The following is a 13,706-nucleotide window of genomic DNA, read 5'->3' as shown; positions in this document are numbered from 1 at the left end:
GCCCGGCGGTCACTCGCACACCTGCGTTTGTCGGCTGAACGGTTGCCGTCGCGGGCGGCGGCGAGTCATGCCGGAACCGTATGACTTCGGTGTTTCTGAATCCGGCCCGACGGACCGCTTGGCATGTAACTATGTGCCTGATTTTCTGCTGGACTCCGGTTGGGGGTGAATGTGACTGGGGTGGGGACGGTGGCTACGCGCGCGATCGGGTTGATCGCGCTGCTGGTGCTGGCCGTCGTCGCTCTGCGCGGGCATATTCCGGGGACCGGGGGGCCGTCCACGCCGCATCCGCCGTCGGCGGTGACCATCGCGCTGATGCCGGTGCTGCTGCTGGTATCGATCGTGATCCTGGCGGCGGGGGTGATCAACAGTCAGCATCGGCTGCCGTTGTCCATGCCGGAACCCGATCGCGATCCGGACAAGCGATCGGTCCGGATGGGTGCGGTCGGATTGCTGGTGATCATCGGATTGGCGGCCGTGGCTTTGCTGGTCACCGCGTTCCTGTCGGTGTACCTGGTGGGGCCGGGCCGTGACGAACCGTCGGCGACCACGCCCACCACCGCGCCGAGCGGAGCGGTGCTCGAGACGACGGAACCGCTTCCGCCGCCGTCCGATCCGCTGAACGCGCCCGCGCTCAGCGGCACCGCCCTGCTGCTGGTCGCGATCGGCGCGGGCGTACTGGTGCTGGTCGCCATGGCCGGACTGGTGGTGGTCGCGCTCGGCTCGAGCCGCCGGGTGCCACTGGCCCGGACCCCGCACGCGCCGCCGTCCCCCAAGGAAGCGGTCTCGCTGGCCAAGGTGGCGGCCATGGGCCTGGCGGCCATGATCGCGCCCGGCCAGGACCCGCGCACCGCCATCATCGCCTGCTATGTGGCCATGGAGAGCGGCCTGGCGACGGCGCGGGAGGTGGCCCCGCTGATCTCCGACACCCCGTCGGAAGTGCTGGCGCGCGCCTTCGACCGCGGCTTCCTGCATGACGCCTCGGCGCGCGAGCTGGTGGCGCTGTTCGAAGAGGCGCGGTTCAGCCCGCACGCCATGCTGGAATGGCAGCGCATGCGGGCCGAGCAGCTGCTCCGCATCGTATTGGCCGACCTGCAACGGCAGGCGGTATGAACACTACTGGCGCACAGTGCCTTTCGAACGACCGGACGGAGGTCCGGCGATGAATCGGGTCGCGATCGTGGCGGGCGCGCTGGTGCTGGCCGGGTTCTTCGAACTGCTGGCCTTCGGCAATCGGCGCGACAGCCTGCTGGCGGTGGCCGCCATTCCGGTGGCGGGCGCGCTGGCGCTGCTGATCTGGTCGCTGGTGGAACGCGCACGGCGGCTGGAGATCCCGCCCGCCGACAACGAGATCGACAACGGCCCGGCCGAGATGCTGACCCGCTGGCAGGCCCGCGCCACCATGCTCGCCGACCGCTCCGAGGGCACCCGCGCCGACTGGGACCGGCACCTACGGCCCCTGCTGGCCAAGGAATTCGAGCTCACCAGCGGCCATCGCATGGCCAAGAACCGGCGGGCGCTCGAGATCGCCGGGCAACTGCAGTTCGGGCCGGAATTATGGCGCTGGGTGGATCCGGCGAATTCGGCACTGCGCGATACCGTCAACCGCGCGCCCGGGCGAGCGGCGCTGGACGAGATCCTGCGCCGCCTCCAGACCATGTGACTTCGACACCGGGACTTGAAAAATGACTTCACCGATGGACGTGACCGTCAAGCGCACCGACGCGGTGCTCCGCGAGGTAGGCCGCGTGGTGGTGGGCAAGCGGGACGAACTGCAGCTCATCATGATCGCGGTGCTGTCCGGCGGGCACATCCTGATCGAGGACCTGCCCGGTCTGGGCAAGACGCTGATCGCGCGGTCGTTCGCCGCGGCGCTGGGCCTGAACTTCACCCGGGTGCAGTTCACCCCGGACCTGCTGCCCGCCGATCTGATCGGCTCCACCATCTACGACATGCATTCCGGCCGTTTCAGTTTCCGCCGCGGCCCGGTGTTCACGAATATGCTGCTGGCCGACGAGGTCAACCGCACCCCGCCCAAGACGCAGGCCGCGCTGCTGGAAGCGATGGCCGAGGGCCAGGTGTCCATCGACGGCGAAACCTTCCCGCTGCCCGACCCTTTCATCGTCTTCGCCACCGACAACCCCATCGAGTACGAGGGCACCTATCCGCTGCCGGAAGCACAGCTGGACCGCTTCGCCATGCAGCTGCGCCTGGGCTACCTCTCGGAATCCGATGAGATGAACATGATCCGGCGCCGGCTGGAACGCGGTTCGGTCCCGGCGCAGATCGGCCAGGTGGTCGACGCCGACGGCCTGCTGGAGATGCGCCAGAGCGTGGAATTCGTGACCGTGCACCCGGACGTGGTCGGCTACGTGGTCTCGCTGGCCGCCGCCACCCGCGGCCATCCCCAGGTCGAGGTGGGCGCCAGCCCGCGCGCCGAACTCGACCTGGTGCAGATGGCCCGCGCCCGCGCGCTGCTCAACGGCCGCGACTACGTGGTGCCGGAAGATGTGAAGGCGCTGGCCGTTCCGGCCATGGCGCACCGCATCACGCTGCGACCGGAAATGTGGGTGCGCCGCATTCGCGGCGAGGATGTGATCTCCGAACTGCTGCGCCGCCTGCCGGTGCCGCGCGCCACCGCGTGAGTCGCAGGCGCGCATGAGGCATCGCGATACCACCACCGCCGCCGAGACCGAACTGCGCTGGCGGCCCGCGCCTTTGGTGTTCATGCTGGCCGCATGCGCGGGCGTGGCGCTGGTGCTGGCCGTGGCGCTGGGCCAATGGCAGCTGGTGGTGTTCGGCGCGCCCATGCTGGGCGTGCTGGCCACCGCGCCGTTGCAGATGTCCCGCACCAGGATTCAGGTCGACGGCGCGGGCGTGCTGCGCTGCTTCGAGACCGAAGAGGTGGAACTGAATGCCGCCGCGTACGTGGACAGCGGGCACGCACTGCTGCGATTGCATCGGGAAACGGTGCCCGGCATGGATTTACGCGTCGAGGAGGCGGTGGATTCGGGATCGGCGCCCGCGGGCTTGCGGCTGTCGCTGACGGCGGACCGCTGGGGCCGCTACCCGATTCCCTTGCGGGTGACGGCATTGAGCCCGGCGGGGCTGGCGGTGGCCTCGGTACGCCTGCCCGCCGGTGAGGTGTACGTGTACCCGATCGCCGACCCACAGCGAACTCGACTGCCGCGCACCGAACTTCCCGAACGCATCGGGGCGCACCTGACCCGGCGGCACGGGCCCGGCGTGGAGTTCGCCGATGTGCGCGCCTACGCCCCGGGCGATCAGCTGCGCACCGTGAACTGGGCGGTCAGCGCCCGCCGCGGCCGGCTGTTCGTGACCGAGCGGTTCACCAATCGCGCCGCGGATGTGGTTGTGCTGGTGGACACTTCGATGCAGGCGCCCGGCCCGGCCACCGAGGCGCTGGAACGCTCGGTGCGCGGCGCGGCGCAGGTGACGCAGTCCGCGCTGCAATCCGGCGACCGCACGGCCGTGGTGTGCCTGGGCCGTTCGCCGCGCTGGCTGCGCCCCGATATCGGCCGGCGGCAGTTCTATCGCATCGTGGACACCGTGCTCGACGTCGGCGACGAGCACATCGAAACCTCCGGCACCCTCGCCCCGCACGCCGCGGTGCCGATCGGGGCGGTGGTGGTCGCGTTCTCGACGCTGCTCGACACCCAGTTCGCGCTCTCGCTCATCGATCTGCGCAAGCGCGGGCACGTGGTCGTGGTGGTGGACGTGCTGCGCGGGCCGCCGTTCCACGAGCTCGATCCGACGCTCGCCCGCATGTGGCAGCTGGAGCGGGCGTCCATGTATCGCGATATGGGGACCGTCGGCGTGGATATCGTCTCCTGGCCGGAGGACACCCGGCTGGATCAGGCCATGCGGCTGGTGCCCGAGCACCGGCGGACGGTGCGGGTGCGCCGATGACCAGATTCCTGGCCGTGCTCGCCGGTCTGCTGCTCGCCCTGGCCGTCGGTCTGGTGCAAGCCTGGGCGGCGCTGCCGGTGCTGCTGCTGGCCGTGCTGGGCTGGCGCTGGCGGGTGGCCGCGGTGGGGTCGGTGCTGGTCGCGCTGGGCGTGCTGGCGGTGGTGGACACCGGCGCGCTGGTGGCCGGATCCATCGGCCTGGTCGCGACCACCTACCTGCTGAACACGGCCACCGTTTCGGCGCCCGTCGGCGTGGTGCCCACCACGATTCCCTCGGTGGCGGGCGCGCTGGTCTTCACCGTCGCCGCCGGAGCGGCCACCCTGCTGCCCGCCGGGCTGGCCTGGATTCCGGTCGCCGCGCCGATCGTGGTGATCCTGCTGTACGCGTTGGTGATTCGCGGGCTGGCCGAATAATCTCTTCCGGCCGGGGGAGTGGTGCTGGTTCACTGTGCGCATGGACGAGAAGCAGCTGGTGCGCACCTCGAAACGGTTGTCGCGGCATCTGCGGCACGCGCCGGAGGAGATCGGCATCGCCCTGGACGCCGCCGGGTGGGTGCCGGTGAGCGAGCTGCTGGCCGCGCTGCGCCGCCACGGGCATCGCGTCACGCCCGCCGAACTGGACGAGGTGGTGGCGCGGAACAACAAGCGGCGCTTCGAGTTCGACGGCAGCCGCACCCGGATCCGGGCCAGCCAGGGGCACACCGTGGCGGTCGAGCTGGAGTACGCGGTCACCGTGCCGCCGGACGTGCTGTATCACGGCACCGTGGCCGCCGTGCTGCCCGCGATCTTCGCCGAGGGCCTGAAACCCATGGCCCGGCACGCCGTTCACCTCTCGGCCGATACCGAGACCGCGACGCGCGTGGGCGCTCGGCGCGGTAAGCCGGTGGTGCTGACCGTGGACGCGGCGGGGATGTACCGCGACGGTCACGAGTTCCGGGTGAGCACGAACGGGGTGTGGCTGGTGGACGCGGTGCCGCCCGCCTACCTGAAGGGCTGGTAACGAATGCCTGAAATGGCCGGAATGCCCGGACCAAAGGTCCGGGCATTCGCCCGGTTTCGGGGCCCGAGCCCCCGAAACCCGCTTCCGGTGCGGGAATCCGCTATTGGAGGGCAGGTGGCATTCTGGTCGGTTTGATTCGCCCGGCGTCGATGAGCGCCTTGAAGGCCGCGGCCTTGCGCGCACACTCCGCCACCACGCAGCGGCGATGCTGTTGCATGGTCCGATGCGCCTCCTGTACGCCGAGCGGATGATCCGGCGCCACATGGGACCACGCCGAGGAAACGATCACCGGATCGGGGGAAATGTTGTGCTCGTTGTTGATTCGCTCCCTGATGCGGTCGACCGACAATCTGTCGTCCGGGATGCGATGTGGGTAGTGATGCAAGCTGAGGAACACCGCAGCGGTGACCGTCAGCATTGCGAGAGTGGCCGTGAACACTTGCCAACCGGCCATTGGCTCACCTTCTCCGTCGTCAATCGGTGGTAATGGTTCGCTAGATATTCACCGTACGGCTTTCGGTGTTACTTGTGCCAGTACCGAATCGGTCAGAAACAGGTGAATTTCGGCCCCTTCCATCAACTTACCTGCTGGTTTCGCCTCGAGCACGCCGAAAGTTTGCGACGATTTCCCGGTGACCGACGGGCAAGGCCAGTTGCGCTCCATCACCAGTGCGGCACTGCTGGTCGAGTTCGCCCTCGGTCGCGGCCTGGAGCAGGCGGACATGCTGCGCCGGACCGGAATTCGCGAATCGGACCTACTGGACTCCACCGCCGAGATCACCATGGGGCAGGAACTGGCCCTGATGCGCAATGTGGTGACCGGAGTCGGCGACGAACCCGGCATGGGACTGATGGCCGGATTGCTCTGTCACCCACCCAGTCTGGGCGTGCTCGGCTTCGCGCTCATGAGCTGCCCCACCGTGCGCGAGGCGGTCGATCTGGCGCTGCGCTACGCCGATCTCACCTTCACCGTGGCGCGCCACACCCTCGTCATCGACGGCGCGGAGGCCTCCATCGTCCGCGACGACAGCGCCGTCCCGCCCGAGCTGCGCCGCTTCGCCGTGGAACGCGACGTGGCGGCCATCTGGACCATCCAGCAGGACGTGCTGCCGGTGCGCACGCCGCTGTCCCGGGTGGCGGTGGCGTTTCCGCCGCATCCGGTCTACGAGATGTTCGGCGCCATGCTCGGCGTCGAGGAGGTGGTCTTCAACGCGCCCCGCTCGGTGGTGACCGGCCCGTTGAGCTTCCAGGAAATGCCGCTGCCGCAATCGAATTCGGCCACCGCGCGCTTCTACGAACAGCAATGTGCCGACCTGGTGCAGCGCCGGAAACGCCGGCAGGGCCTGGCCGGTCGCGTGCGCCAGCTCTTGATCAGCAATGGCGGCGTCGCCGACCAATCCCGCGTCGCGGCCGATCTCGACGTCAGCGTCCGCACGCTGCGCCGCCGCCTCGCCGACGAGGGCACCACCTTCCGCGAACTGGCAACCGAGACAGTCGGTTTGCTCGCCGAGGAACTCCTCGTCACCGGAATGACCGTGGAACAGGCCGCGACCCGTCTCGGCTACGCCAGCGTGTCCGCCTTCACCTCCGCCTTCCGCTCGTGGAAAGGCCAGTCCCCGGGCCAGTTCGCCCGCGCGAACCGCGGCCGCATCTCAGCCCGCAACTGACGACCGGGCCACACCCTTGCCGGAATGACCGGGGGAGAGCCGCGGCATCAGCGCCCGAGCGCCGCCGCCAGGTCCGCATTCGTCGGCTCCACCAGCACCGCACCGCTCGGCACCACGATCACCGGAATGTTCTTCCGCCCGCCCGCCAGCCGGATCGCCTCGTTCCGCGCCGCCTCGTCGTGCTCCACGTCGATCTCGGTGAACGCCACGCCCTGCTCCCGCAGCCAGGTCTTCGCACGACGGCAATCGCCACACCAGTCCGCCCCGTACATCCGCACGTTCTCGTCCATTCGCCCGACTCTGCCACACCCCGGATTTCCGCTGATCACGGCGCCGAGTGTCCGGTTTGCCCGACAGATCCCGCGATCCACAGACGCCCGCCAAAAACCCCACATTCCCCAACCACGTTCACCTCGTAGCGTTGCCGGTATGCCCCACCTGGACCGCATCACCCGCGACCCCGACATCTGCCACGGCCTGCCGGTCCTCCGCCGCCGCGCCTACCCCGTAGACCTCCTCCTCGACCTGCTGGCCGCGGGCATTTCCGCCGCCGAGATCCTCGCCGACCATCCCACCCTCGAACCCGAGGACATCGCCGCCGCCCTCGAATACGCGGCCCTGCCGCCCACCGACCACCGCCGCGGCGCGATCCCGCCCGTCCACCACACCGGCATGCACCTGGCTGGCTTTCACACCCGCCGCCACCACTCCGACATCCGCGACCAGTCGGCCGAAGCCGTTGGATGACAGCTGACCCGCACGTGGGTGCATTCGTCCGGCCGCAGTGAGGGCAGCGCTGCGGCCGGAGTGAGGGGCGTGTCCGGAAACGCGACTGGGCCGCGACCGAAATCGGTCGCGGCCCAGCCTTTGTCACCCCCAGAGTTGGTTGTCCCTCCGAGCTCAGGCGGTGACGGTCTGCTGCTCCCGCTGGAGTTCGAGGGCGATGTCGATGAGCTGGTCCTCCTGGCCGCCGACAAGCTTGCGCTGGCCGGCGCGGACGAGCATTTCGGCGGCGGAGACGCCGTAGCGCTCGGCCTGGCGTTCGGCGTGGCGCAGGAAGGACGAGTAGACGCCCGCGTAGCCCATCATGAGGGCCTGGCGGTCCAGCAGGCACTCCGACGGCATGGTCGGGCGGACAACGTCTTCCGCGGCGTCGGTGACGGCGAAGAAGTCGACGCCGGTCTTGATGTCGAGCTTGTCGCAGACGCCGATGAAGGCTTCGACGGGCAGGTTGCCCGCGCCCGCGCCGAAGCGGCGGGCCGAACCGTCGATCTGGGTGGCGCCGGCGCGCACGGCGTAGACCGAGTTGGCCACGGCCAGGCCGAGGTTCTCGTGGCCGTGGAAGCCGACCTGGGCGTCATCGCCGAGTTCGGCGACCAGCGCCGAGACGCGGTCCGAGACCTGTTCCAGCACAAGGGCGCCCGCGGAGTCGACGACGTATACGCACTGGCAGCCCGCGTCGGCCATGATGCGGGCCTGCTTGGCCAGCTTCTCCGGGGTGGTGGAGTGCGCCATCATCAGGAAGCCCACGGTCTCCAGGCCCAGGTCCCGGGCGAGCCCGAAGTGCTGGATGGAGACGTCGGCCTCGGTGCAGTGGGTGGCGATGCGGCAGATGCTCGCGCCATTGTCCTGCGAGATCTTGATGTCTTCCTTGACGCCCACGCCGGGCAGCATCAGGAAGGCGATCTTGGCCTGCTTGGCGGTCTCGGCCGCGACCTTGATCAGTTCCTGCTCCGGGGTTTTCGAGAACCCGTAGTTGAACGAGGAACCGCCCAGGCCGTCACCGTGGGTGACCTCCAGAACCGGCACGCCGGAAGCGTCCAGGGCCGCAACCACATTGCGCACCTCGTCCACCGTGAACTGGTGGCGCTTGTGGTGCGAACCGTCACGCAGGCTGGTGTCGGTGACGCGGATGTCGAGATCCGCCGAGAACTTCTTGAGAACGTTCGGATTGCTCACTGTCGGAACTCCTTACACCCGAGTCGAGAGGATCTGGGACGCCATCACGTCGCCGACCTTGGTGGCGGCGGCCGTCATGATGTCGAGGTTGCCCGCGTACGGCGGCAGGAAGTCGCCCGCGCCCTCGACCTCGACGAAGATCGAAACCTTCGCCATGCCACCGGAAATCACCGACGGCGCGTCGAACTGCGGCTCGTTGAGCAGGCGGTAGCCGGGCACGTACTCCTGGATCGACTTCTCCATGCGGTAGATGGAGTCGGCGATGGCATCGTGATCGGCATCCTCGGGGATGGCGCAGAAGATGGTGTCGCGCATGATCATCGGCGGCTCGGCCGGGTTCAGGATGATGATGGCCTTGCCGCGCTTCGCCCCACCGATGGTCTCGACGCCTTTGGAGGTGGTCTTGGTGAATTCGTCGATATTGGCGCGGGTTCCGGGCCCGGCCGACTCCGAGGACACCGAAGCCACGATCTCGGCGTACTCCACCGGGACGACGCGCGACACGGCAGCTACCATCGGGATCGTCGCCTGACCACCACAGGTGATCATGTTGACGTTCGGAGCGTCGGACAGCGAATCCAGGTTCACCGGCGGGATGACGGCCGGGCCGACAGCGGCGGGGGTGAGGTCGACGGCGCGGATACCCGCCTCCGCGTACTTGGGCGCATACGCCCGGTGCACGTACGCCGAGGTCGCCTCGAACAGCAGATCCGGCTTCTCGTCCAGCGCCAGCAGCCAATCGGCGCCCTCCGCGGAGGTTTCCAGGCCCAGGCCGCGGGCGCGCTTGAGGCCCTCGGAGTCCGGATCGATACCGATCATCCAGCGCGGTTCGATCTTGTCCGAACGCAGCAGCTTGTACAGCAGATCGGTACTGATATTGCCGGACCCGACGATCGCGGCGGTGACTTTGCTTGCGGTCACGGCTTTCTCCTACTCGGTGAGCTCAGCTGAAAGACAGGTGGACGGAGCCGAGCCCGGTGAACTCGGCGATGAACTCGTCACCCGGACGGGCGTCGATGGCGCGGGTGCAGGATCCGGGCAGGATGATGTCGCCCGCCTTGAGCCGCACGCCGAAGGAAGCGACCTTGCGGGCCAGCCACGCCACGGCAATCGTGGGATCGCCGAGCACGGCGTCGGAGCGGCCCTCGGCGATGCGCTCGCCATTGCGAGTCAGCACGGCGTCGATCGCCTTGATATCCAACTGATCCGGCGCGACGCGCTCCTTGCCGAGGACGAACCCGGCGGAGGAGGCGTTATCGGCGATGGTGTCGCACAGGCCGATCTTCCAGTCCTTGATGCGGGTATCGATCAACTCGATCGAAGGCGCGTACGCCACAGTCGCTTTCAGCACGTCTTCTTCGGTGCAGTCCTCGCCCGGCAGATCCGCGCCCAGAATGAAGCCGACCTCGACCTCGACGCGCGGGTACAGGTACTTGGACGTATCGACCGGAACGTCTTCGTAGACTTCCATTTCCGCGAGCAGATGCCCGTAGTCCGGTTCGTCGACGCCCATCATCTGCTGCATGGCCTTGGACGAGAGCCCCACCTTGTGGCCTACGACTTTTGCTCCGCCCGCGAACCGCCGGCGCATATTGATCAGCTGGATCTCGTAGGCATCGACCACGTCGATGTCGGGATGCCGCGCGACCAATGGGTCGAGGGCCACGCGATCCCGCTCTGCGACGGCGAGCTCTTCCGCCAGTTCCTTCCGTAGCGCGTCGGTCAGCACGCTGTGTTCCTTCCATCGGGGGTACCGGCCGGTGGCCAAGACCTTACGAGACTAGAAACTGAAACGAGTTTTTGTGAAGAACATCGCTTCAGCAGTCCCATCTGCCAGACCAACATAGACCAAACCAGGATTGATTCTATAACGTGTTCTACATGACTGATCGGGATTACGACGTGGTGGTGGTCGGCAGCGGTGCCGCCGGAATGACCGCCGCCCTCACCGCCGCGCACCGCGGTCTCCGCACGGTGCTCATCGAAAAGGCCGCTCATTACGGCGGTTCTACCGCGCGCTCGGGTGGTGGCGTCTGGATTCCCGGAAACAAAGTGCTCAAGGCCGCGGGCAAGGGCGACGACCTCGACGAGGCGCGCACCTACCTGTACAGCATCATCGGCGACGTGGTGCCCAAGGAGAAGATCGACACCTACCTCGATCGCGGGGCCGAGGCGTTCGACTTCGTCCTGGAGAACTCGCCGCTGAAGATGACCTGGGTGCCGGGCTACTCCGACTACTACCCGGAGGCACCGGGCGGCAAGGCGGACGGCCGCAGCTGCGAGCCCAAGCCGTTCAACACCAAGATCCTCGGCGACGAGCGCTTCAAGCTGGAGCCGCCCTACTCCAAGGCGCCGCTGAACGTGGTCGTCATGCAGGCGGACTTCAAGAAGCTCAACCTGATTCGCCGCCACCCCGTCGGCATGGCCCGCGTGCTGCGGGTCGGCACGCGCTGGGCGTGGGGCAAGGTCACCGGCAAGGCCCTGGTCGGCATGGGCCAGGCCATCATCGCGGGCCTGCGCAAGGGGCTCATGGACGCGAACGTGCCCGTGCTGCTGAACACCCCGCTCACCGGACTGGTCGTGGAGAACGGCGTGGTCACCGGCGTGGAGGCCACCCAGGACGGCGAGGCCGTGCGGTTCAACGCCAAGTACGGCGTGGTGCTGGCCGCGGGCGGGTTCGAGCACAACGCGGAGATGCGGCACAAGTACCAGCGGGAGCCCATCACCACCGAGTGGACCACCGGCGCCAAGGCCAATGAGGGCGACGGCATCCAGGCCGGTATCGCGGTCGGCGCCGATATCGACTTCATGGAGGACGCCTGGTGGGGGCCCACCACCTTCAAGGGCGAGGGCAAGCCGTGGTTCGCGCTGGCGGAGCGCAATCTGCCCGGCAGCATCATGATCAACAACGCAGGTGCGCGATTCGGTAATGAGTCCGCTCCTTACGTCGAAGCTGTGCACACCATGTACGGCGGCGAATACGGGCAGGGTGAAGGTCCGGGCGAGAACGTGCCGTGCTGGCTGGTTTTCGATAATCGCTACCGGAGTCGCTACATCTTCGCCGGTTTGCAGCCTGGCCAGCGGATTCCGTCCCGCTGGATGGAAAACGACCTGATCGTCGTCGCCCCCACCGTGGCCGAGCTGGCCGAGAAGATCGGTGTGCCGGCCGATAACCTGGCCGCCACCATCGAGCGCTTCAACGGGTTCGCCGAGACCGGCAAGGACCTCGACTACAAGCGCGGCGACAGCGCCTACGACCGGTACTACGGCGACCCGACCATCAAGCCGAATCCGTGCCTGAACAAGCTCGAGGTGGGGCCGTTCTACGCGGTCAAGATGGTGCCCGGCGATCTCGGCACCAAGGGCGGCCTGGTCACCGACAACGACGGCCGCGTGCTGCGCGCCGACGGGTCGGTCATCGAGGGCCTGTACGCGGCGGGCAACAATTCCGCGCCGGTGATGGGCCACACCTATGCCGGGCCCGGCGCGACCATCGGCCCCGCGATCACCTTCGGCTACCTGTCCGCGCTCGATATCGCCGCCAAGGCGAAGAACGGTGCGCCGGTGGCCTCGGAAAAGGCGTCCTGAACCGTCCCAACCCGGTTCAGGATCGGGTTGGGCGCGAGTCCGGGTCACGTCGGAACCCGCGCCCAACCCACCCCGCGCCATCGGAGCTCTCACCCGGTGGCGCGGATCCGCACAACTGAATAATCACACTGCACGGGGGCGGTGGGATCCCCTGTTCCCACCGCCCGCGTGGCTATCCCGGGGGCGCGGACCGTGTCCCGCCGAGCGGACGCGCTGCTTGCGCGGGCCGCGCGCCACGCCGCACCATCGGAACCGAGTGCGCGCCGCACCATCGGACCCGGATTTCAGCGCGGTGGGTTCGCGCCCACCGATCACGAGGAGACTTCATGGCCATCGATCCGAACATCGCGCTCGGCGCGCAGCTGCCCTCCGTGGAATTCAGCTGGACGCCAACCGATGTGCAGCACTACCACCTGGCGCTGGGCGCGGGCGCGCGCTGGACCGACCCGGCCGAACTGCGGTACCTCGACGACCGCGAACCGCAGGTGCTGCCCACCTTCGCCACCGTCGCCCCCTTCTTCCACGAGACCGAACCGCCCAAGGTGCAGTTCCCCGGCATCGACATCGACCTGGCCAAGGTCGTGCACGGCAGCCAGGAGATCGTGGTGCACCGCCCGATTCCCGCCTCCGGCAAGGCCACCTTCGAGCGCCGCATCTCCGAGATCTGGGACAAGGGCTCGGCCGCCGTCATCTGGCAGGAGCACACCGCCACCAGCTCCGACGGCGAACTCCTGTGGACCGCACGCTCTTCCATCTTCGCCAAGGGCGAGGGCGGCTTCGGCGGCGACCGCGGCCCCAGCTCCAAGGCCGAACTCCCCGACCGCGCACCGGATTTCGAGGTCCTGACCCCCACGCTCCCCCAGCAGGCCCTGCTCTACCGCATGTGCGGCGACCGCAACCCCCTGCACTCCGACCCCGAATTCGCTCGCAACGCCGGCTTCCCCAACCCGATCATGCACGGCCTCGGCACCTACGGCCTGGTCTGCAAGGCCGCCACCGACACGGTGCTCGCCTCCGACACCTCCCGCGTCAAGGGCATCCGCACCCGCTTCGCCGGCGTCCTCTACCCCGGCGAAACCCTCCGCTCCCGCATCTGGCAGCAGAACGGCGAACTCCTCATCGCCGTCACCGCCGTAGAACGCGACGACGCCCCGGTCCTGGCCGACGTGGTCCTCACCTACGCCTGATCCGATTCGCAAACTCGCTGGGCCGCAGCCGATTCCGGTTGCGGCCCAGCGGCGTTTCCCGCGTGCCTCACGGCGGCCACCGGCATCACCGTTGCGACCGCGGGTACGGCCGCGGCTGACACCGGTCGCGAATGGGCAGGGGCCCTGGATGACTTCGAAGGTCGATTGGACGCCGTCCGTCACCGGGGTTCACGTTCTGCGCGCCAAGTACGTCGGGGGGAACTACACCCCGGTATCGGAGGGCACGCTGTCCGTCAGCGTCGGGGCCGGCGTCAATACCGGTACTGCGTGCTTGCCGCTGGGGTGATACTTCCAGTCTTCGTAGGTATACGGATGGATAAAAACGGGAGACTGTAGGCTATTCATCGTCTTGCTG

General features: G+C 68.2%; 16 protein-coding genes. 11 read left to right on the top strand and 5 right to left on the bottom strand.

Annotated features, from left to right (window positions below):
- The first annotated feature begins 189 nt into the window (after positions 1-189).
- From LTV02_RS28990 to LTV02_RS28965, 6 genes are read left to right on the top strand one after another with little or no spacing between them, the layout of a single operon-like run.
- On the top strand, positions 190-1,113 hold the full coding sequence (locus tag LTV02_RS28990) for a DUF4129 domain-containing protein (RefSeq protein WP_233035005.1): 924 nt from the start codon (positions 190-192) through the stop codon (positions 1,111-1,113).
- Positions 1,114-1,162: 49 nt separating this feature from the next.
- Positions 1,163-1,663 carry a hypothetical protein gene (locus tag LTV02_RS28985; RefSeq protein ID WP_233035004.1) on the top strand — a complete coding sequence of 167 codons (501 nt, stop codon included), beginning with the start codon at positions 1,163-1,165 and terminating at the stop codon, positions 1,661-1,663.
- A 22-nt stretch (positions 1,664-1,685) separates the two neighbouring features.
- Entirely contained in the window at positions 1,686-2,645 is a 960-nt protein-coding gene (locus LTV02_RS28980; protein ID WP_067718855.1) for an AAA family ATPase, read from the top strand.
- A 13-nt stretch (positions 2,646-2,658) separates the two neighbouring features.
- Entirely contained in the window at positions 2,659-3,930 is a 1,272-nt protein-coding gene (locus tag LTV02_RS28975) for a DUF58 domain-containing protein (RefSeq protein WP_233035003.1), read from the top strand.
- Positions 3,927-4,343, top strand: a complete 417-nt coding sequence (locus tag LTV02_RS28970; protein ID WP_233035002.1) for a hypothetical protein — start codon at positions 3,927-3,929, stop codon at positions 4,341-4,343. The genes LTV02_RS28975 and LTV02_RS28970 overlap by 4 nt, the downstream gene beginning before the upstream one ends.
- 40 nt (positions 4,344-4,383) lie before the next feature.
- Entirely contained in the window at positions 4,384-4,929 is a 546-nt protein-coding gene (locus LTV02_RS28965; protein ID WP_233035001.1) for an RNA 2'-phosphotransferase, read from the top strand.
- Between the two features lie 100 nt (positions 4,930-5,029).
- Here the strand turns inward: LTV02_RS28965 and LTV02_RS28960 are convergent, their stop codons facing one another.
- Positions 5,030-5,347, bottom strand: a complete 318-nt coding sequence (locus tag LTV02_RS28960) for a hypothetical protein (RefSeq protein ID WP_157762486.1) — start codon at positions 5,345-5,347, stop codon at positions 5,030-5,032.
- Between the two features lie 214 nt (positions 5,348-5,561).
- Here LTV02_RS28960 and LTV02_RS28955 point away from each other — a divergent pair, with 214 nt between their 5' ends.
- Positions 5,562-6,596 carry an AraC family transcriptional regulator gene (locus LTV02_RS28955; RefSeq protein ID WP_233035000.1) on the top strand — a complete coding sequence of 345 codons (1,035 nt, stop codon included), beginning with the start codon at positions 5,562-5,564 and terminating at the stop codon, positions 6,594-6,596.
- Positions 6,597-6,643: 47 nt separating this feature from the next.
- On the opposite strand, the gene LTV02_RS28950 is transcribed toward LTV02_RS28955, so the two are convergent.
- Entirely contained in the window at positions 6,644-6,886 is a 243-nt protein-coding gene (locus tag LTV02_RS28950) for a glutaredoxin family protein (RefSeq protein WP_067718872.1), read from the bottom strand.
- A 139-nt stretch (positions 6,887-7,025) separates the two neighbouring features.
- Between LTV02_RS28950 and LTV02_RS28945 the strand changes: the two genes are divergently transcribed.
- Positions 7,026-7,343: a DUF433 domain-containing protein gene (locus tag LTV02_RS28945; protein ID WP_233034999.1), complete on the top strand. Its 318-nt coding sequence runs from the start codon at positions 7,026-7,028 to the stop codon at positions 7,341-7,343.
- A gap of 153 nt (positions 7,344-7,496) precedes the next feature.
- Here the strand turns inward: LTV02_RS28945 and dmpG are convergent, their stop codons facing one another.
- The 3 genes from dmpG to LTV02_RS28930 are packed head-to-tail and all read right to left on the bottom strand — an operon-like array spanning position 7,497 to position 10,284.
- The gene (dmpG, locus tag LTV02_RS28940; protein ID WP_067718898.1) at positions 7,497-8,555 is read right to left on the bottom strand and encodes a 4-hydroxy-2-oxovalerate aldolase; all 1,059 of its coding nucleotides are present in this window, start codon (positions 8,553-8,555) and stop codon (positions 7,497-7,499) included.
- 12 nt (positions 8,556-8,567) lie between these two features.
- Positions 8,568-9,476, bottom strand: a complete 909-nt coding sequence (locus LTV02_RS28935; protein ID WP_067718895.1) for an acetaldehyde dehydrogenase (acetylating) — start codon at positions 9,474-9,476, stop codon at positions 8,568-8,570.
- Positions 9,477-9,498: 22 nt separating this feature from the next.
- Positions 9,499-10,284, bottom strand: a complete 786-nt coding sequence (locus LTV02_RS28930) for a 2-keto-4-pentenoate hydratase (RefSeq protein WP_233034998.1) — start codon at positions 10,282-10,284, stop codon at positions 9,499-9,501.
- Between the two features lie 143 nt (positions 10,285-10,427).
- Between LTV02_RS28930 and kstD the strand changes: the two genes are divergently transcribed.
- From kstD to LTV02_RS28915, 3 genes are all read left to right on the top strand, one after another.
- A complete protein-coding gene (gene kstD, locus LTV02_RS28925) occupies positions 10,428-12,143 on the top strand; it encodes a 3-oxosteroid 1-dehydrogenase (RefSeq protein ID WP_269821567.1) in 1,716 nt (571 codons plus the stop codon).
- 326 nt (positions 12,144-12,469) lie between these two features.
- Positions 12,470-13,330 carry a MaoC/PaaZ C-terminal domain-containing protein gene (locus LTV02_RS28920; RefSeq protein ID WP_233034996.1) on the top strand — a complete coding sequence of 287 codons (861 nt, stop codon included), beginning with the start codon at positions 12,470-12,472 and terminating at the stop codon, positions 13,328-13,330.
- 148 nt (positions 13,331-13,478) lie between these two features.
- Positions 13,479-13,637 (top strand): hypothetical protein, encoded by a 159-nt coding sequence (locus tag LTV02_RS28915; protein WP_233034995.1) that lies wholly within the window; start codon positions 13,479-13,481, stop codon positions 13,635-13,637.
- Positions 13,638-13,706 lie beyond the last annotated feature (69 nt).

This window comes from Nocardia yamanashiensis, assembly GCF_021183565.1.
Lineage (GTDB): Bacteria > Actinomycetota > Actinomycetes > Mycobacteriales > Mycobacteriaceae > Nocardia > Nocardia yamanashiensis.
The sequence above is the reverse complement of the archived record's forward strand: the minus strand, read 5'-3'. Positions and strand labels throughout refer to the sequence as shown.